Here is a 19,681-nt window from a genome sequence, read left to right on the forward strand (position 1 = left end):
ATTGGGTTGTGATTTACATAAGCTTACGGTAATTATTGAATCTAGGCATATTATATCTGAAGATTATGGTTATTTATTTTCTATAAAAGAGCAGAGTGGTACGAACTTAATTACAATCTGGGCTCTGGGGATGTGTACTCAATCTGCACAGTATCACTAGGTCATAAGTCAAAGTATGTGAAAGCAACTGATACAAAAAAGATTTTACGATGGTGGAAGATCGACGATGAAGGACTTTAGTTCAAAGGAAATTGATATTATTGTGTTCTCATATCCTGATTTTTTGGCTTTTTAGATATAAATAACACACCTCCTAGTGGGCTGGAGACTATCAAATGTTGGATCACGCATGGCGCAATTAGCAAAAATTCCTATCTATTGGATTTGGTATGCTCTACTGGATTCTCAGCTCTAAATATTGTGTGCGAAGTGCAATGTCAAGCGGTGGAAATTGATATAAGTGCAGAGTTTGTACCATTCGCTCAGAACAAGGTTGATAGCTCTGTTATACAGGCGATGGTTAAGTTTCATGTCGGAAATGCTGAGCGTATGTCTTATCCTGAAAATACATTTACGCATATTATGGCGGGGTGAGTGTTTGTAAGCACTAGCTGTAAAGGCTACTCACCATCCTAGGGTGTTTACTTCTATGTGGATAACAATAGAGTTACAAAACTTGCTTCATATTAAAAGAAAAGTTTCCTTTCTTTTAATTAAGCATTGCGACAACCAAAAGGAAATTAAATATCTCGCCTTTATTATTCTCGCCAATGTTTGCTTATATATGATTATTTGAATCGGAATTAGGTTACGTACAATATGGTATTTCTCGCTGTTTTATATAAGGAGAAGGTTCGCACCGATGTATCGCGTGCAATATCAATTTTTTCACTATGGTGATAGGATAGCTTGTTGAGCGTAAAGTTCTTTTACCTTGATGGATCTTATAGTATTATTCAAAATATCAGTTGATAAATTTTTTTCGTGTCGTTTATGCATGGGCTGATACAATAAGAATAGGACTTGATTGTTTTTAAAGTTGGTATGTTATGGATGTAAAAAATGGTAAACAAACGAAAAGTAAGAATTTTAAACCTGTTTCTCGTTTTCTCAAAAGTTTACGTGGTGTGCACAATTGGGAACAAGTTTCACAATGGCTTGCTTTCCGTAAGGTAGAGGATATTGAATGTATTACGCCTGATCAAGCAGGGGTACCACGGGGCAAGATGATGCTTTCTAAAAAATTTACATCGGAAACATCATTGGCATTGCCTTCAGCAGTTTTTATGGCAACAATTTCAGGGGATTATCCGGAAGATGGTCATGGTTTTGAATATCCTAAAGCAGATGGTGATTTACGCCTTGAGCCTGATCTTTCTACGTTAAGCATTGTTCCATGGGAAGATGCTCCTACGGCACAGGTGATTTGTGATCTTGTGTATCAAAATGGTCAGGTTGTGGATTACACACCACGCAATGTTTTACGAACGGTGGTTCACTTTTACACAAAAATGGGTTTAAGCCCTGTTGTTTCACCAGAAATTGAGTTTTATTTGGTACAAAAAAATCCCGATCCTGATTATCCGTTAGTTCCACCGGTTGGTCGTTCTGGACGTTCAATTGGTGGTGGACAGGGGTATTCCATTGCTGGTGTGAATGAATTTGATGATTTGATTGATGATATTTATCAATTTTCAGAGGCACAAGGATTGGAAATTGATACCCTCATTCATGAAGAAGGAGCAGGACAGTTTGAAATCAATTTACGTCATGGTGATCCTATTGAATTAGCGGATCAAGTTTTTATGTTTAAACGAACAATTCGTGAAGCAGCACTAAAACATAATATGTATGCAACTTTTATGGCAAAACCCATTCAAGGGCAGCCGGGTTCTGCTATGCATATTCACCAATCGGTTGTTGATAAGAAAACCGGTATGAATATTTTTACACAGGAAAATGGTGAAGAAAGTATCTGTTTTCGCCATTTTATTGGTGGATTGCAAAAACATATGCCAGGGGTACTTGTGATGCTTGCACCTTATGTGAATTCTTATCGACGTCTTGTTCCTGATAATTCGGCTCCTGTTAATTTGCGATGGGGATATGATAATCGTACTACAGCTTTTCGAGTTCCTCGTTCTGCTCCTCAAGCGCGGCGTGTTGAGAATAGACTTCCTTCATCAGATGCGAATCCTTATTTAGCCCTTGCAGCTTCTTTAGCGTGTGGTCTTATTGGTTTGCAACAAAAAATTGAGCCGGATGAGCCAGCGACAAATAATGTAAACGCTGATAATATTGAGTTGCCGCGTGGACTCATTGAGGCAGTCAATTTGTTTGAACAAGATACAGTGATACGTGCTATTTTAGGGGATGTGTTTGTCAGTACTTATGCTGCAATCAAACGCCAAGAGTTTGAAACTTTTATGGAAGTAATCAGTCCGTGGGAGCGTGAATATCTCCTGCTGAATGTTTAAATTTTATGACGATGATTGATTATAATTCAATTTCTCCAGGAATTTCTTGGTATGAAGATGCTTTAAGAGAACGTCCATCGTATCCTTCTTTTTGTGAAAACAGACAGTGTGATGTGGTCATTATTGGAGGCGGATTTACGGGTCTTTCGGCTGCTTATCATTTAGCCAAAGCTGGAGTAGATGTTGTTTTATTTGAAGCATCACGTTTTGGTGATGGTGCTTCAGGGCGCAATGGTGGACAGCTGGGAACAGGGCAACGGCAATGGGTAGAAACATTAGAAAAAAAGTATGGTTTTGAGCGAAGTAAGGCTCTGTTTGATTTGGCAGAAGAAGCTAAAAGAGATATTTTAGCTTTATGCGCAATGCCTAATTGTCCGTGTGATTTGATAGGAGGACAGCTTTCTGTAACTCATAAAAGGCGTGAGCTTCTCTCTTATCAACGGCATATTGAGGCGATGCAGCGTTATGGCTATCACGCGCTTACTTTTATGGATAAGGCTGAAACATTTGAGCGACTTGGATCAACTTTTTATTGTGGTGGTATTTATGATGCGGATACCGGTCATATAAATCCCTTAAAATTGATTATTGGGTTGGCAAAAAGAGCACAAGATGCTGGTGCTAAGCTTTATGAGAAGTCACAAGTAACGACCGTAAGGCGCAAGGGAGCACATTGGAAAGTAATAACAGAAAAAGGCAGTGTAACAGCAGAGCATGTTTTACTTGCAACAAATGGGTATAAACTTGGTCTGGAGCGTTTTATTGAAAAAAATATTGTTTCTATTCGCTCTTATATTGGAGCAACGGACCCATTACCAAAGCATAGTTCAATTCTTATAGGGGGGGAATCGGTTGATGATTCCCGTTTTATGGTTCGCTATTTTCGCAAAAGCATTGATAATCGTCTCTTATTTGGTGGTGTAGAAAGTTATGATAATAAGCATCCTCTAAATTTAGATGAACGTATAAAACGGCAAATTGTTGAAATTTATCCTCAATTACATTCTATCAATTTAAGCCATCGGTGGGGAGCAACGGTTGCCATCACAGTTGAACGCATGCCTTATGTTCGCCAAATTTTTTCAAGGATGACTTATTGTGGTGGTTATTCAGGGCATGGCGTTATGCTGGCTCCTTTCGTGGGAAAATTATACGCAGAATGGTTAACTGGAAAATATGAACGTTTTTCCTATTTCCAAGACTTAAAGATTTCATCTTTTCCGGGGGGAAGAGTTTTGCGTTATCCGCTTATATTTTTAGCAATGCGTTGGTTTTCTTTATTGGATCGCCTTTAATGGAAACATTGCTTGAAATGAAGAAAATTAATGGCTTATTTAGTATCTGTCTGCTTTAATGATGAAAGCTTTTATAAGTGATATGGGATTTCATAATCGAATAGAAAAATAAACAAGTTCATGGTGCGTAAAATTATTCCAGTTTCTTCCTTTGATTGTATTGTTTTTGGTGGCAATGGTGATCTGGCGTTGCGCAAGCTTTTGCCGGCTTTGTATCATTGTCAGTGTGCTGGGCAATTCAGTGAGCCAACACGTATTATTGGGGTTTCGCGCACTTCCTTAAGTCGTGAAGAATATCAAAATTCTATCCGTCTTTCTTTAGAAAAACATATCCATCCAAAAGATCTAAATTCAACAGAACTCAATCGTTTTCTTGCACGTTTAACTTACGTTTCTGTTGATGTTTCCTCAAATCGAGGGTGGGAGGATTTAGCCCTCCTTCTGTCACAAGATTCAGCGGATATTCGAGCTTTTTATTTGGCTGTTGGTTCGTCACTTTTTGCTGATATTGCGATGAAGTTGGAAAAAAATGATTTGGTGACACCACAAACACGGATTATCATTGAAAAACCAATTGGTTGCGATGTAAAAACAGCGGTTTCACTTAATGATGTATTTGCAAGCGCCTTTAATGAAGAGCAGATCTTTCGTATTGATCATTATCTTGGGAAGGAAACTGTTCAAAATTTAATGGCATTGCGGTTTGTTAATACACTTTATGAACCGCTATGGAACTCCAATTATATTGATCATGTTCAAATAACCGTTGCTGAATCTTTAGGGTTAGAAGGGCGTACAGAATATTATGAAAGCACTGGTGCTTTACGCGATATGGTTCAAAACCATATGCTACAATTACTTTGTTTGGTTGCGATGGAAATACCATTTACCAACAGTGCTAATGCTGTGCGTGACGAAAAACTTAAAGTTTTACATTCTTTAACACCGCTTGATGTCCATAATGTAGGGCAGCATACTGTACGTGGGCAGTATCTTTCTGGTTTATCAAATGGTATATCTGTAGAGTCTTATTTTGATGATTTGGGAAGAGTGAGTAAGAGCGAAACATTTGTAGCCCTTAAGGTTAAGATTGATAACTGGCGTTGGGCTAATACGCCTTTTTATTTACGAACAGGTAAGCGCATGTTCACGAGAATGTCTGAAATTGTTGTGGTTTTTAAACCTATTCCTCATAATATTTTTAATGTGGATTTAGATGAAATTTTTTCTAATCGGCTTGTAATTCGTCTCCAACCTGATGAAGGTGTAAAACAATGGTTGATGATTAAGGATCCAAGTTATGGCGGTATGCGGTTTCGTCACATTCCATTAGACATGAGTTTTGCTTCCGCATTTTCTGAACGTAATCCTGATGCTTATGAACGTTTATTAATGGATGTTATTCGTGGAGATCAAACACTGTTTATGCGTCGTGATGAAGTTGAGGCTGCTTGGCGTTGGATTGATCCAATCATTGAGGGGTGGGAAGCAATAAAACAGCCTGTTCACAGTTATAATGCTGGTTCGTGGGGGCCGTCTGCTTCGATGAGCCTCATGGAACGTGATGGGCGTATATGGAACAATTTAGTTTAGAGCAATAAGTATGTATAGAATGAATATTGACCGTTTAGATTTTGAAACCCCTCAGACTTTAGCCTTGGCATTGGCAGATCGAGTAGCCGCAGAGCTTAGTGTATCTGTTCTTGAGCGCAAGAGAGCAGTTTTAGCGGTGTCTGGTGGTAAAACACCAGCATTGTTTTTTCATTATTTGTCAAAAGCGGATATTGATTGGCAAAATATTATTATCACTTTGGTCGATGAACGTTTTGTCCCTACACACGATGAACGTTCAAATGAACATATGGTACGGTGTCATTTGTTACAAAATTTTGCCGAAAAAGCACGTTTTGTAGGGCTTTATCATAAAGCAATTACTGCTGAACTTGCTGCTTTTTCAGCGGCGAGTCGTGTTAATACTTTGCCTAAACCCTTTGATGTTGTTGTTTTAGGAATGGGGCAGGATGGACATACGGCTTCTTTTTTTCCTGATGCTGATCGTTTAAAGCAAGCGCTTGATTTACGAACACAAGCACTTGTTTTACCCCTTCATGCTAAGAGTGCTGTTGAGCCAAGACTCTCACTAACTTTGCCAGTTATTATGCAATCTCGTTGTATTATTCTCCATTTTGAAGGTTTTCAGAAACGCGATTGTTTTGAAGAGGCTTGTCAAGACGGGTCTGAAATAGAAATGCCTATTCGGGCAATTTTGCGTAATTCCCCTCATCTCGTTCAGGTTTATTGGTCGCCTGCAGAAAATGAAATAAGTGAATCAAAATATGCGACACAAGGTGAATAAAAACGTAATCTCTCTCAATGAATGAGGGGCAGCAACAATGAAAGGGGGAGAGAAATATGGCACTTTCCAAGACAATTGCCACAGTTACACGAAGGATTTATGAACGGTCTCAATCAACACGAGAAATTTACTTAGATCGTATTGCAAAAGCACAAGTTCATCGCCCCAAACGAAGTTTTTTAGGATGTGCCAATCAGGCGCATGGCTTTGCTGCTTGTGGTGCAATAGATAAAGAGCGTTTGAAGGGAAATATTGTTGGGAATATTGGCATTATCACGGCATATAACGATATACTTTCAGCGCATCAACCTTTTGAAAAATTTCCTCACTTAATTAAAGAGTCGGCCCGTATGGTTGGTGGTGTTGCACAGGTTGCAGGTGGTGTTCCCGCGATGTGCGATGGTGTTACGCAGGGAAATGCGGGGATGGAGCTTTCCCTTTTTTCGCGTGAAGTAATTGCAATGGCGACAGCTATAAGCTTATCACACGATGTCTTTGATGCAGCATTGTATCTTGGGGTGTGTGATAAAATTGTACCAGGTTTATTGATTGGTGCACTAACATTTGGTCATTTACCAGGAATTTTTATAGCAGCTGGTCCCATGACGAGTGGTCAAGGTAATGATGAAAAAGCGAAGATACGTCAACTTTACGCGGAAAATAAAATAGATCGCCAAACACTTCTAGCATCAGAAGCACGTTCTTATCATGGGCCAGGAACATGTACATTTTATGGAACAGCTAACTCTAATCAGGTGATACTGGAGATGATGGGGCTTCATATGCCTGGAGCTTCTTTTATTAATGCTAATACACCGTTGCGTGATGCTTTAACAAAAGAAGCTACGAAACGTGTACTTGAAATGACAGATCTTGGTGATCATTATAGTCCACTTGGTATGATCATTGATGAGCGTTCTTTTGTGAATGCCATTGTAGGATTAAATGCAACAGGAGGTTCTACCAATCATGCGATTCATTTGATTGCTATGGCTGCTGTTTGCGGTATTAAATTGACATGGCATGATATTGCAGAAATTTCATCCGTTGTGCCTCTTTTAGCGCGCATTTATCCTAACGGTTTAGCAGATATTAACCATTTTTATGCTGCGGGGGGAATGGGATTTATTATTCGCGAGCTTATCGAGGCAGGCTTGGTCCATGAAGATGTTTCTACGGTTTTTGGTAAAGATCTCAATGCTTATGCAATTGAAGCAAAGCTTTCTGCTGATGGTCATGTGGTGCGTGAAGCGGCTCTTAAGGAAAGTGGTGATCATAAGGTGTTAGCAGGGTGGAGAAAGCCATTTCAGTCTGATGGTGGTCTTCGTGTTTTATCAGGAGATTTGGGAACAGCTATTATAAAAGTTTCCTCTGTTAAACCAGAGTATTGGCAGATTAAAGCACCAGTCTTTGTTTTTAATGATCAAGAGGAACTACAAAAATCTTTTAAATCTGGAGTGTTGCATAATAAAGACTTTATCGCTGTTATTCGCTATCAAGGACCAAAAGCCAATGGTATGCCAGAGCTTCATAAATTAACGACCATTTTAGGCGTTTTACAAGATCGCGGTCAAAAGGTAGCATTGATAACCGATGGGCGTATGTCAGGAGCGTCAGGAAAAATTCCTGCTGCCCTCCATGTGACACCAGAAGCAGTGGATAATGGCCCCATTGCACGTTTGCAGGATGGTGATATTGTTTTTCTTGATGCTCATGAGGGTAAATTAACTCTTTTGGAGGATTTAGCAAAATTTAACGCGCGAAAAATCATACCTCCAGATCTTTCAAAAAACGAACATGGTGTTGGACGCGAACTTTTTCATGTTTTTCGTCAATCCGTTAATCGTGCAGATCAAGGGGCATCTGTTTTTATGACATGAAAAATGCAAAAATAATAAGCTGAATCATATACAATGAAACCATATACAAGGAATTGTTACAATTCTTAGAATTTTGGTATAGGCAGATTGTGTGATCGCGCAGCAGCTTTGAGTGTATTAACCATAAGCATGGCAATTGTCATTGGTCCAACGCCTCCTGGAACAGGGGTAATCGCAGCAGCTTTTTCTTTTACGTTTTCAAAATCGACATCACCAACAAGACGTGTTTTCCCTATACCTTTTTCTGGTGCAGCAACGCGGTTAATACCGACATCAATAACAATTGCACCATCTTTTATCCAGTCTTTTTTAATCATTTGTGGACGGCCTACAGCTGCTACTAGAATATCAGCGCTTCGACACACATCATCAAGGTCACGGGTACGACTATGGGCAATTGTCACAGTAGCATTTGCTGCTGTTAAAAGGGCAGCCATAGGTTTTCCAACAATATTAGAGCGTCCAACAACGACAGCATCAAGTCCAGATAAATCTTGCCCACAATGTTGTTCAATCATCATCATGGCACCAGCTGGAGTGCAGGGAATAATTGCATCTTCAAGTGCATTTGCCGCGAGTTTTCCTACATTAATATAATGAAAACCATCAACATCTTTTTGGAAAGCAACGGCTTGTGTTATGCGATTTGTATTCATATGAGCAGGGAGAGGCAGCTGTACCAAAATACCATGAATTTTGGGATCAGAATTTAATGTTGCAATAAGTTGAAGGAGTTCTTTTTCTTGTGTTTCTTTGGAAACGGCATGTTTGATTGAAAGAAACCCACATTCTTCGGCTTTTTTATTTTTTGAGGCGACATATACTTGACTTGCAGGATCATCTCCAACGATAATAACAGCGATACTAGGTTGTATATTATAGTGATGGCGGAGCTTTGCTGTTTCGGCCTTAACTTTCACAATAATCTCTTCAGCAAGTTTTTTTCCGTCGATAATATTATTCATTCAGAGATCCTTTCGGTAAGGCTGTTTTTTTTTTTGTAAAGCATTTTCTAATAATACGATAGAGTTTTATAGCAATATTCATATGAGAACAGTAAGAATGGTTTTATAATGTTGTGGATTTATAGTTTTGAAGACTTTTAAATAATTGCTTTATAAAGAAGCAGCAACATTGCTGTTTGAATAAATTTTGGATAAAGAACAAAAATAATGAAGATACAAAGTGGATATAGTGAATTATAGGGTTATAAAAACTTTTTATGATCATTTAAGTTTGTTTTTAATCTGTTATAGGGGGATAAGTATAGAGGGATATTGTGCGCATCAGAATAATAAAACTTTTGAGCGGAATTTTTATTACAATTATCTTTTTATTGGGAGTGGGGATTCTCGTTTTACCTTATCTTATCTCTACAGATGCGATTCGTATTCGTTTAGCGCAGGATTTGAGTGCATGGACGGGTTACAATGTGCAATTGCGTGATCCACCGCGATTACATCTTTTTCCTTATCCTAAAGCATTTCTTTCTGGCGTTACTTTAACATCAAAAATGGATGATGTTGCGCCATTAATGGAAGCTGAATCAATAGAAGTTGATCTTTCTGTCGTCGATCTTCTTTGGGGACATATTTCTTTTTCAGAGACGCGGATTATGCGTCCTCAATTTGTTATGGAAAAGCCTGTTAAAACAATAGCAGATTTTTTTGATCGGTTTTCTCGCTCACAAGGTGCATTAGGGTTGGCAATACGTAATACGCGTGAAATATTAAAACATAATCCTGAACATCCAGAGATAGAGCAACTTTTAAAACAACCTTTTGGGCGGATTGTCATTAAAAATGGTGTTCTTGTGTATCACGATAGTTTTTCAGGAGCAGCAGAAAAAATAACAGGATTAAATGCAACTTTAGATTGTCCGAAATCAACTCAGGAAGTACGGTTACGCGCAGATGCGCGTTGGCGTGGAGAATTTACAAAGTTATCAATTGATGCTTCTCAAGCATTGTTGCTTCTTGCAGGAGGCAAAAGTCATATTAGGGCAAGTCTCAATTCTGTACGTGGGGGAATAACTTTTACAGGAAAGGCTCGGTTATCTGAATATTATATTTTTGACGGAAAAGTATCGATGCGTTCTCCTGGATGGAATCAGACATTGTCTTGGGTTGGTGGAAATCAGTTTTGGGGACATAAATTAAAAATACCCATTGTATGGGAATCTCATTTTTTAGCGCAGCCAATGCATATCCAAATGAACAATGTTACATTTACGATGGGAAAAGCCAATGCGCGAGGAGCTTTAAAACTCGATTTTCAAGATTATGTACCAAATGTCATGGGCTCTTTAGCTTTTGATAACCTAGACCTTAGCCTCTTGAGTTCAATATTTTTTTCAGGCAAAAAGAAAAATGCCTGCTTTGACATGAGAACTTTTGATCGTATTGGCGTGGATATACGACTTTCTGCGCCACAAGCTAAAATAGGAAATATTTCACTCACAAATTTAGCTGCTGCAATACAAATAAGAGATGGGCATGGTATTTTTGATCTTGGACATGCTAATATTTTTGGTGGATCCGTGCAAAGTAATATTGAAGTTACGTCAGCTGGACAGAGAGTGCGTATTGGAGGAAATATTTCAGGCGCTTCTATTGATATGCAGGAGACTTTAGAAACCTTGGGATTTATTCCATTTATACAAAGCAAAACGAATTTTACTGCAACGGTACGAACACTTGCTGATTCTTGGCCAGAAATTTTCACGAAAATGCAGGGTGAATTAACACTGAAGATGTCTTCTGGTCGGCTATTAGGGTATGATCTGAATGAATTACAAACAAGACTTTCAAATAAACAACAATTTCTTTTAATGAATAATGATACTTTTTCAACAACATTTGATCACTGGGATATTCAGACAAGCTTTTCAGAAGGTATGATGAAGGTGACAGAGTCATTAATGCGTACAGCAGACTTGAGCTTATCCATTCAAGGAACCATTGCAGCTGCTATTGCGCAAGGGAAGCAAAATGAACTGATATTACAGGCACAACTAGACAAAAACTATAGATCAGAAACTTTATGTAAAGACGTCCAATGTCTTGCTAATAGCCTTGCATGGCCTTTTACATTTTCTCTAAGCTCTAAAGGACAAAATCATGGTAATTTTTGGGTTACAAAAGACATTGACGCAGATTGAGTATCGTTTTTCATCTGTATAATATTCTATCCTATAATGGTAATTCGTTTTTTTGCAACTTAAAATTGTCTTTTAAATTTAAATCAGAACTCCCATTATCGAAAGATTCTCTCATTTTAAGTCCGTTCGTCGTGAAGCAGTAAAAACCGTCCTCTCCGTCATAATAAGTGTGGTTGATATAGATAAATGACTGAAGAGAAGAATAAAAATCCTTCTTATGGAATCTCTCAAATACAAGAGATTCATAATATTGATGCAAATCTTAGAAAAGTTGCTAAAAAACATTAAAATTTTAAGGAGGATGTTGGCCAGTGCTTATTGAATCGCAGAAGAAATACCATAGCCATCTTTGGTAATTGTATGCTTCCCGTCTGCTCCAACAGAACCAATTCCCACTGTAATCAAAATAAAGGCTAAGAGGGTTGTAATCGTAATAATTGTAGCTTTTTTAGCAGACATATTTTTCCTCCACGGATGCATCAATGACTGAATGCAAAGATGAATGGTGCATTATTTAAACTTTTATGAAAGCAGAATCACTTAAGGATCTATAAGTTCCTATTATTATCTCATAAAGCTAAAAAAACTCTATAATTCTTTAATATATTATAGTTCTATAGATATAATTTTTTCTTTTTGCTATATATTTTTCTTCATTTTCTCGATGACGATAGTGAGCTTTGGCAAAATTTTTATGCGCATAAATTATAAACTTAAAAGATTATTTATCAGACAGACATTGGCTTTGAATGAAGAAATAAAGATAGAGGGGGCACAAGCTTCTTATCTTGTGCATGTTTTGCGTATGAAAGAAGGAGCAGGAATTTTACTTTTTAATGGACAGGATGGTGAGTGGCTTGCTAAACTTATCGCTATTAAGAAAAAATTTGTTGTGGTTCAGCTTATCCATCAAGAAAGATTACAAACGACGCATTCCAATCTTATTTATTGCTTTTCTCCACTCAAAAACGCGCGGTTGGATTATATGGTGCAGAAAGCTGTTGAAATGGGGGTGTCGATTTTGCAGCCTGTTATGACGCATCATACGCAGGTTACGCGTATCAATATGGCGCGTATGGAAGCCAATGTTATTGAAGCTTCTGAACAGTGTGGAATTTTATCTCTTCCTGAATGCGTCTCTGCTCTATCATTAGCAGAACTTTTAGCACGGTGGGATAAGACACAGCCTTTATTCTTTTGTGATGAAGAGCATAAATCGCATAATCCATTAGCTTCTTTTAAAAAGCGTGACGTTACAACACCTGGTATTCTTATTGGACCGGAAGGTGGCTTTAGTGAAGAAGAGCGGAGCTTTTTAAAAAAACATCCTTTTGTGGTTCCAATATCATTAGGTCCGCGTATTTTACGCGCTGACACTGCCGCTGTTGCTGCTTTGGCTCTTCTTAATGCTACCGTGGGGGATTGGGCAATGGATTGAGAAATCTGTAAAATCATTCTAAACAATTCATTTAAGATGATGATACCAATTATAGGATACGATGAGTTATGGCGCTTGATATAACTGATGAAAGTGAAATTTATAACTTAGATTCTTTGGTTAGCTATTTCCAAGGGGGGTATAAAGCAGAAGATGATTGGCGCATTGGTACAGAACATGAAAAATTTCCGTTTTATAGAGATGGTTTTCACCCTGTTCCTTATGAAGGAGAGAGGGGAATCCGAGCGCTTTTAGAGAGGATGCAAAGCGCCTTAGGATGGAAACCTATTTTAGATGAAGAGAATATTATTGGGCTCGTAGGATCCGTTGATCAGGGAGCCATTTCTTTGGAACCTGGGGGACAATTTGAATTATCTGGTGCACCATTAAAATCAGTAGGCCATACATATTACGAGTTGATGGAGCATTTAACTCTTCTCAAAAAAATTGCAGAACCATTGGGTATAGGTTTTCTAGGTCTTGGAGCTAGTCCAAAGTGGACTTTAGCTGAAACGCCGCGAATGCCTAAATCACGTTATCAGATTATGACTGATTATATGCCTAAAGTGGGGTATAATGGTCTTAATATGATGTATCGCACATCAACAGTTCAGGTTAATCTTGATTTTTCATCTGAAAGTGATATGCGGCGAAAAATGCAAGTGTCCATGAAGCTACAGTCCATTGCAACAGCATTATTTGCAAGTTCACCTTTTACAGAAGGGCGCCCAAATGGCTTTTTGTCGTGGCGTTCTGAAATTTGGCGTAATACGGATAATCAGAGGACAGGCGTTCTTCCCTTTATATTTTCTGAGCGTTTTGGTTTTGTTGATTATGTTGAATGGGCCCTTGATGTTCCAATGTATTTTGTTGTGCGTGATGGTCGTTACTATGATTGTACACACATAACGTTTCGTCAGTTTATGAATGGAGCATTAAAAGGACAAGTTGCAAATTCAATTCCAAACATGGGAGATTGGATTAATCACTTATCAACGTTATTTCCTGAAGTCCGCTTAAAAAGATTTTTAGAAATGAGGGGAGCTGATTGCGGTTCTTGGAAGCGCATTTGTGCGTTGTCGGCTTTTTGGGTTGGGCTTCTTTATGATAGGGAAGCACTTAATGAGGCAGAGGCTTTGACAAAAGATTGGTGTTTTGAAGAAGTTTTAGAGTTGCGCCAACGCGTTCCTAAAGAAGGGTTAAAAACTCCTTTTCGTCAAACTATTCTTTTAGAGTTAGCACGTCAATCTCTCGCTATTGCTCGCAAAGGCTTAAAAAATCGCAAACAGTATGATACGAATGGTTTTGATGAAACAAATTTTCTTAATCCTCTAGAAGAGGTTGTTGCAATGGGACAAACAGATGCTGAAAAATTTTTGTCCCATTACTATTCTATTTGGAATGAGTCGGTAGAACCTTTATTTTTAGAATGTGCCTATTAAATTTGAAGCAAAGATACTTCCTACTTTTTTAAAAATGCATATAACCGTGGTGGTTCATTCACTCATTTGCTCTAGAGAGCATATCCTACCTTGCTTTTAACATTTCTCATAACGGAAAGGATACAATACAAAAATCTCTTGGGCAGTGTGATTTTATACCCAATAATATCACGATATTTCCGTAATCGTAATGTTGTCCCTTTGTACTAAAGATAGTTCATAAGAGATAAAGCTTATTATCAAACATTTTTTATTCACTTGGCTCATCTACTTATGAATAGGTCTGAAAATAATATTTTTCACTTTTAAAAGGGATAAAAAAATATAATTTGCGGTTAATAGTCAATTATTATAATTCAATATACGATGCTTATATGAAAGAGCATTTTATTATACAAAAATTATGATATCAATCTTTCAGTGCGCTAAAAAGACAGTAGAAAAAATACCGATAGATCTATGTATGTATAACTCAAGCTTATTTTTATAGAAAAAAGAAATATATTATGTAAATAGATAGCAATAAAGATGATAATATATAGAATGAATGTGTTAATTACATCATTAAATATTAATAAATAAAAATATTATATTCATAGGGTTATGTGAAATTATAAGCTATTCATAGATAAGAAATAACTATTTGTATGCAAAGGGGTTATTATATTAAAATACTATTATTCTTGATAAAGATGAAAGAGATAAAGAGATTGAGCTTGTAACGAATGAGTGTTTGAATACGCATAAAAATTCAAAAAAGAACAACATTTCTATAGCAGAATAATTTTTATCAGTATGAGCGCAATTTATTATAGACGATTAATTATCTCCCATATATTGTAAATTTACTTTAAAGCTTCTTTTAATGCTTTATAACTGTACTATTCATAAAATTTATAATATTTGTAGGCTTAAAGCCTCTCATTTTAATCATATACCCTCAGTCTTTTCCATTGTTTTCATTATCTAGAAATTTGTAACCGCCTTTGTTATGCTCTCACTAGGATAAGCAGCTTTAAAGTGCATCCGTAATGGCATCACGCCTCTGTAAACCAGCTGTTGTGTTTTCTTCTGTAGAATTCGTAAATAAAAGGGAATGTTTCTCATCACGATCAGTTACAGAGATTCAACGTTTTTATAAAGATACCGTGGAAAGCATTGACCTGTATCTATTGCATCTAGATTAGGCAAATTCTTAGCTCTCAACACAGAAAAAACGCTTCGTGCTCCTATGCCTATAATTTGTATTACTCTATTTTCTACTACTGGCACCATAGGGAATATATGTGGTATCTGATAAACTCCATCATTGAAGATACAACTATAATAAAGCCATTGTCGTGTAAAAGGGCGATACGAACTTTGCGTGAGGCATGCCTCTTCAAATTCAAAAACCTTCCTCTTATTAGTCCTTGCTTAACATTATAACTCCAACTTATCTTTTTTGTATCTAAAATGACAAAATTATCTACAGCACGTGCACGTGTTGTTCGATCAGCATATGAATAGGTATCGTTAAAAGTTTTACTGCGCTATTATAAAAAGCAATCATATTATTTATATTTGCTGCTCAAGCTCCGCCCTTCAATGTTTCGACAACTCTTGCATTAAGACGTTTCATAAGAGGTATTTCTACTCCTTTCTCATACATTTTTATCCACATATCTGCCCTGCTTGTGACGTGCAAGCAAATGATTTTGATTGATTCAAGATAAACAGGTTTGAAATGAGAGAATCTTATGTGATTCGGGACTCTCATTTAATATGCAAACAGTAAATTATGACTATAAATCAACATGTTGTCTTTCAAAACCTTTTTATGACTATAAAAAGAATTTTGAAAAATAAAAAAGCTTTCATTGAGAGCAAAGAAAGAATGTATAAAAGGTATTTTCAATAAAATAATTATACTTGAAGTGCTGATCAAAGCTATTGAGAGTGCAGTCCATAAAATGAACAGAAGTAGCTTGTTGGTGTATTTTCTAGAAAAATCATGAATGTTCGATTGTTAATTCATCTTTTCTTGGAAAGCTCGCTTCAGTTCAAATAGCAAAAGAGAGTGGTAAGGACATTTATAGGATAAGATACGCTGGAATTATTCAGTATTAAGATGCAATGAATGTTGTTTATATTTTTCTTATTTAACTATTTTATAAGAGCATAAATTTAAAGAATAAGAAAATAATTTTATTTATTTTCTTTAAACAGTTATTAGTAGATAAAAAATTCTCTTTTAATCTATAAATTAAAAAAATAATGATTTTGTAAAAGCCTTGTAAGCTTTATAGGTTAATTTTAAATATCATGCATTGATTTTGAATTATGCAGATTATTTATGTCAACCATAATAATAGTGAGCATAGACAATGACATTTAATTTTTTCGTCAATTTATTTCTATTTGTTATTTTTTTATTATTGGTTTCTCAAAGTAAGAAAATGCAATGGAGTCTTTCACTACGTGTTATGCTATGGCTTATCCTTGGCTTGATTTTTGGAAGTGTTTTGCAGTTTATTTATGGAGAGGGTGAAAGCACTTTATTGAAATCCGTTGAATGGTTTAACATTGTCGGTGAAGGCTATATTTTATTGTTGCAAATGATTGTTATGCCACTGGTTTTTATTTCTATCGTTTCAGCAGTTGCTCATTTACATTCTGTTTATGCTGTTGGAAAGATGAGTATAATAACAATTTCAATATTGCTTTTTACAACGGCTCTTTCAGCATTGGTTGGTGTGCTTGTGGTTAATTTTTTTGGATTAACAACCGAGGGTTTGGTGCATGAAGGGCAAAATGTTTCTGCTCTTCTTGAAGGTCATATTTCTAAACTTGGAGATATGAATATACCAAAGATGATTTTGTCTATGATTCCTAAAAATCCATTTGCTGAGTTGAGTGGCGCTAAACGTACGTCAATTATCAGTGTTGTTATTTTTGCGTCATTTTTAGGTGCATCGGTTCTCCTTTTAAAGAAAGATGAGCCAGAAAAAGGAGAAAAAGCGCTTTTATTTATTCAAGTGGCACAAGCTTGGATTATGCGGTTAGTCCGTATTGTGATTGCTTTGACGCCTTATGGTATTTTTGCACTTATGACGAAAGTAGGAGCAATATCGCGTATTACAGATATTTTAAATTTACTGGTTTTTATCATTGCTTCTTATGTCGGTATTATTTTAATTTTTGGAATTCATGGTGTATTGCTTGGTATTTCTGGGATTAATCCCTTTCGTTTTTTCAAAAAGGTTTTACCAGTTTTAACATTTGCTTTTAGCAGTCGTTCAAGTGCTGCAAGTATTCCTTTGAATATTGAAGCGCAAACACAGTGGATAGGTGTACCACAATCCATTGCGAGTTTTGCAGCTTCTTTTGGGGCAACAATTGGACAAAATGGTTGTGCTGGTCTTTATCCAGCGATGCTTGCGACCATGATTGCACCCTCTATGGGTATTAATCCTCTTGATCCTACTTGGATTGCTACGCTTATTGGTGTTGTAACATTGAGTTCTATTGGTGTTGCTGGTGTGGGGGGAGGTGCTATTTTCGCTGCATTGATTGTGTTACCAATTATGGGGCTTCCTGTTACTTTGGTTGCTGTACTTATCTCTATTGAACCGCTAATTGATATGGGACGGACTGCTCTAAACGTGAGCGATTCAATGATAGCTGGAACGGTCACTAGTCAAATATTACGGACAACAGATAAAAGTATTTTAAAAAAATAATTTTAGGTTATATTTTTTTTGGCTGTAAAACATCTGTAAGAGATATTTGCGCTGAACCAGGTTGTAGGGGTTTTTGTTGGTTGGGATGAGGAGCCCAACCAGAGAGCCAGATGAAAGAAAAATGTGCACGAATACGTCCATCAGGATCACTAAATTGTTGTGCATAGATTTCAGCTGCGCGGAGAAAAAAACGTTTGGATACAGGGCGTCGTGAACGATTGATGAGTGCATTTTGCATTCCCATAGCTTTAAGATCGTGCATAAGGTCAAACATTGTATTATAACGTATTGTGATATCTTCAACGTCTGCTACAGGCAGGGCAAAGCCAACACGCTGTAAAAGAGCGCCTGCATCACGAATGTCGGCAAAAGGGTAGATCCTAGGGCTTGCTCCACCATAAATTTCACTTTCAGCTTGCAGCAGGCTTTCCCGCAATTCTCTTAATGTACCAGCTCCTGCCATAACAGCAAGAAATAAGCCATCTGGTTTAAGGGTATTTTTTATCTGGCTTAGAACACCAGGGGTATCATTGGTCAATTGTAATGAAAGAAGTGAAACAATAAGGTCACAGTAACTTTGAGGTAAATCAAGAAATTCTCGATGACGTAAATAGAATTTTTTATCATGGCTTTGATAAAGCGTATCGGTTTCAATGCGTTCTATGGAACAAACTTTTCCAGATTTCATTAAAGCTTGCGCAGCAAGGTCTGTATGGCTGTGTAAATCAAGAGCTAATGTAAAGAGGCGATCAACAGTGCTAAGGCGTTTATAGAGATCTTCTGCCATGTGAGAGAGTAAAAAGTCACATCCTTTTTTTGCTTTTTGAAAGGCACGTTTTCGGAATTGTTCAATGCGGTTATGATCAAAAATTAAAGGATGCGACATATTGTGGAACACTTTCGATCTATGAAAGAATATATTTTGAAAAGGTTCATTATTTGTGCAAGCTCTGTCAAGTTTATAATATGAAAGAAAATAAATTTATAGAAGGTAAGAGTTTTTAAAGGAATTAAAATTATAAATTGAGGAAATACAAAGGAACTTTTGTTCTGAGGGAAACTTGTAAAAGCCTAAATTTATAATGTTGTATTTTCGAGAAGCGGCGTTAAATAGCGGGGATATACTAAGTAAGTTCGTTGAACGCTTGAAAACGATGCTTTATCCACCAATTTGTCCTGGATGTAAGCAAAATGTTTCTACTTATGGTACGATTTGCTCCGAATGTTGGAAAGACCTTCAATTTATCACGAAACCTTATTGTCCTGTTATGGGGACTCCTTTTGTTTGTGATATGGGGGATGGTTTTCTTAGTGGTGAAGCACTCCGTAATACTCATCCTTTTTCACGTGTTCGCTCAGTCATTGTTCATAAAGGGCTTGCACGAACTTTAGTAACGCGCTTAAAATATGGTGATCATATAGAATTGGCATCATTTATGGCCAATTGGATGATGTTTGCTGGACGCGAGGTTATTGATGATTGTGATGTTATTATTCCCATTCCATTGCATTTTCGTCGTTTTTGGGAGAGGCGTTATAATCAATCTGCTGAGCTTGCACGTTATATTGCAGCATCACAAAAAAAGCTTTTAAAACCGAGTTGGCTTGTTCGTTGTCGGCATACCCGTCCGCAGGTTAGTCTTTCTTCAAGAGAGAGAAAACTTAACGTAAAAAATGCTTTTAAGGTTTCGCATAAAGTTAAAAAATATCTCAAAGGATGTTCTGTTTTGCTGATTGATGATGTATTTACAACGGGTGCAACAGTTACAGCAGCAGCTGCTGCATTAAAAGATGCAGGTGCACGACAGGTTGATGTGCTAACATTTTCGCGTGTTCTCAAAGAAGATTCTATTTTTCCCTCTTCTTAAGAGGAATTTAAAATGAATATTATTAAAAAATATTGGAGGATAA

At 37.0% G+C, this 19,681-nt stretch carries 14 protein-coding genes and 1 pseudogene; 11 read left to right on the forward strand and 4 right to left on the reverse strand.

The features are described 5' to 3' along the window. Positions 1-357: 357 nt before the first annotated feature. From ACFIK7_RS04795 to edd, 6 genes are all read left to right on the forward strand, one after another. The gene (locus ACFIK7_RS04795; RefSeq protein WP_375663040.1) at positions 358-594 is read left to right on the forward strand and encodes a class I SAM-dependent methyltransferase; all 237 of its coding nucleotides are present in this window, start codon (positions 358-360) and stop codon (positions 592-594) included. A gap of 455 nt (positions 595-1,049) precedes the next feature. Continuing rightward, positions 1,050-2,477: a glutamine synthetase family protein gene (locus ACFIK7_RS04800; RefSeq protein WP_273790377.1), complete on the forward strand. Its 1,428-nt coding sequence runs from the start codon at positions 1,050-1,052 to the stop codon at positions 2,475-2,477. 11 nt (positions 2,478-2,488) lie between these two features. Then, the gene (locus tag ACFIK7_RS04805; protein WP_375637536.1) at positions 2,489-3,772 is read left to right on the forward strand and encodes an NAD(P)/FAD-dependent oxidoreductase; all 1,284 of its coding nucleotides are present in this window, start codon (positions 2,489-2,491) and stop codon (positions 3,770-3,772) included. A 120-nt stretch (positions 3,773-3,892) separates the two neighbouring features. Further along, the gene (gene zwf / locus ACFIK7_RS04810; RefSeq protein WP_375663022.1) at positions 3,893-5,365 is read left to right on the forward strand and encodes a glucose-6-phosphate dehydrogenase; all 1,473 of its coding nucleotides are present in this window, start codon (positions 3,893-3,895) and stop codon (positions 5,363-5,365) included. 10 nt (positions 5,366-5,375) lie between these two features. Then, entirely contained in the window at positions 5,376-6,128 is a 753-nt protein-coding gene (gene pgl / locus ACFIK7_RS04815) for a 6-phosphogluconolactonase (protein WP_273790379.1), read from the forward strand. 56 nt (positions 6,129-6,184) lie between these two features. Next, the gene (gene edd, locus ACFIK7_RS04820; protein ID WP_375658105.1) at positions 6,185-8,008 is read left to right on the forward strand and encodes a phosphogluconate dehydratase; all 1,824 of its coding nucleotides are present in this window, start codon (positions 6,185-6,187) and stop codon (positions 8,006-8,008) included. A 65-nt stretch (positions 8,009-8,073) separates the two neighbouring features. Here edd and folD read toward each other — a convergent pair whose 3' ends face one another. Further along, positions 8,074-8,973, reverse strand: coding sequence for a bifunctional methylenetetrahydrofolate dehydrogenase/methenyltetrahydrofolate cyclohydrolase FolD (folD, locus tag ACFIK7_RS04825; RefSeq protein ID WP_273790381.1), 900 nt, complete (start codon positions 8,971-8,973; stop codon positions 8,074-8,076). Positions 8,974-9,287: 314 nt separating this feature from the next. On the opposite strand from folD, the gene ACFIK7_RS04830 reads away from it, so the two are divergent. Beyond that, complete coding sequence (locus ACFIK7_RS04830) at positions 9,288-11,168, forward strand: AsmA family protein (protein WP_375637517.1); 1,881 nt, start codon at positions 9,288-9,290, stop codon at positions 11,166-11,168. 315 nt (positions 11,169-11,483) lie between these two features. Here ACFIK7_RS04830 and ACFIK7_RS04835 read toward each other — a convergent pair whose 3' ends face one another. Beyond that, positions 11,484-11,627, reverse strand: a complete 144-nt coding sequence (locus ACFIK7_RS04835; RefSeq protein WP_273790383.1) for a hypothetical protein — start codon at positions 11,625-11,627, stop codon at positions 11,484-11,486. 235 nt (positions 11,628-11,862) lie between these two features. Between ACFIK7_RS04835 and ACFIK7_RS04840 the strand changes: the two genes are divergently transcribed. Next, positions 11,863-12,606: a 16S rRNA (uracil(1498)-N(3))-methyltransferase gene (locus tag ACFIK7_RS04840; RefSeq protein ID WP_375663023.1), complete on the forward strand. Its 744-nt coding sequence runs from the start codon at positions 11,863-11,865 to the stop codon at positions 12,604-12,606. Between the two features lie 68 nt (positions 12,607-12,674). Further along, a complete protein-coding gene (locus ACFIK7_RS04845; RefSeq protein WP_375637516.1) occupies positions 12,675-14,048 on the forward strand; it encodes a glutamate--cysteine ligase in 1,374 nt (457 codons plus the stop codon). 984 nt (positions 14,049-15,032) lie between these two features. On the opposite strand, the pseudogene ACFIK7_RS04850 reads toward ACFIK7_RS04845, so the two are convergent. Beyond that, positions 15,033-15,618 (reverse strand): annotated as a pseudogene (locus tag ACFIK7_RS04850) (type ISP restriction/modification enzyme); the annotation flags it as partial. Between the two features lie 796 nt (positions 15,619-16,414). On the opposite strand from ACFIK7_RS04850, the gene ACFIK7_RS04855 reads away from it, so the two are divergent. Further along, positions 16,415-17,770: an L-cystine transporter gene (locus ACFIK7_RS04855; RefSeq protein WP_375660049.1), complete on the forward strand. Its 1,356-nt coding sequence runs from the start codon at positions 16,415-16,417 to the stop codon at positions 17,768-17,770. A gap of 7 nt (positions 17,771-17,777) precedes the next feature. Here ACFIK7_RS04855 and ACFIK7_RS04860 read toward each other — a convergent pair whose 3' ends face one another. After that, positions 17,778-18,656 carry a methyltransferase gene (locus ACFIK7_RS04860; RefSeq protein ID WP_375631010.1) on the reverse strand — a complete coding sequence of 293 codons (879 nt, stop codon included), beginning with the start codon at positions 18,654-18,656 and terminating at the stop codon, positions 17,778-17,780. Between the two features lie 196 nt (positions 18,657-18,852). On the opposite strand from ACFIK7_RS04860, the gene ACFIK7_RS04865 reads away from it, so the two are divergent. Continuing rightward, positions 18,853-19,638 (forward strand): ComF family protein, encoded by a 786-nt coding sequence (locus tag ACFIK7_RS04865; RefSeq protein WP_273790388.1) that lies wholly within the window; start codon positions 18,853-18,855, stop codon positions 19,636-19,638. Positions 19,639-19,681: the final 43 nt, after the last annotated feature.

Source organism: Bartonella sp. CL266QHHD, from assembly GCF_042195355.1.
Classification (GTDB): Bacteria; Pseudomonadota; Alphaproteobacteria; order Rhizobiales; family Rhizobiaceae; genus Bartonella.

Bases quoted from the DNA above. Each gene is read 5' to 3' on its own strand.
- folD (WP_273790381.1), bottom strand. From the start codon at position 8,973: ATGAATAATATTATCGACGGAAAAAAACTTGCTGAAGAGATTATTGTG.
- ACFIK7_RS04855 (WP_375660049.1), top strand. From the start codon at position 16,415: ATGACATTTAATTTTTTCGTCAATTTATTTCTATTTGTTATTTTTTTA.
- ACFIK7_RS04860 (WP_375631010.1), bottom strand. From the start codon at position 18,656: ATGTCGCATCCTTTAATTTTTGATCATAACCGCATTGAACAATTCCGA.
- ACFIK7_RS04865 (WP_273790388.1), top strand. From the start codon at position 18,853: ATGTTGTATTTTCGAGAAGCGGCGTTAAATAGCGGGGATATACTAAGT.
- ACFIK7_RS04800 (WP_273790377.1), top strand. From the start codon at position 1,050: ATGGATGTAAAAAATGGTAAACAAACGAAAAGTAAGAATTTTAAACCT.
- ACFIK7_RS04840 (WP_375663023.1), top strand. From the start codon at position 11,863: ATGCGCATAAATTATAAACTTAAAAGATTATTTATCAGACAGACATTG.
- zwf (WP_375663022.1), top strand. From the start codon at position 3,893: ATGGTGCGTAAAATTATTCCAGTTTCTTCCTTTGATTGTATTGTTTTT.
- ACFIK7_RS04835 (WP_273790383.1), bottom strand. From the start codon at position 11,627: ATGTCTGCTAAAAAAGCTACAATTATTACGATTACAACCCTCTTAGCC.
- edd (WP_375658105.1), top strand. From the start codon at position 6,185: ATGGCACTTTCCAAGACAATTGCCACAGTTACACGAAGGATTTATGAA.
- pgl (WP_273790379.1), top strand. From the start codon at position 5,376: ATGTATAGAATGAATATTGACCGTTTAGATTTTGAAACCCCTCAGACT.
- ACFIK7_RS04805 (WP_375637536.1), top strand. From the start codon at position 2,489: ATGATTGATTATAATTCAATTTCTCCAGGAATTTCTTGGTATGAAGAT.
- ACFIK7_RS04845 (WP_375637516.1), top strand. From the start codon at position 12,675: ATGGCGCTTGATATAACTGATGAAAGTGAAATTTATAACTTAGATTCT.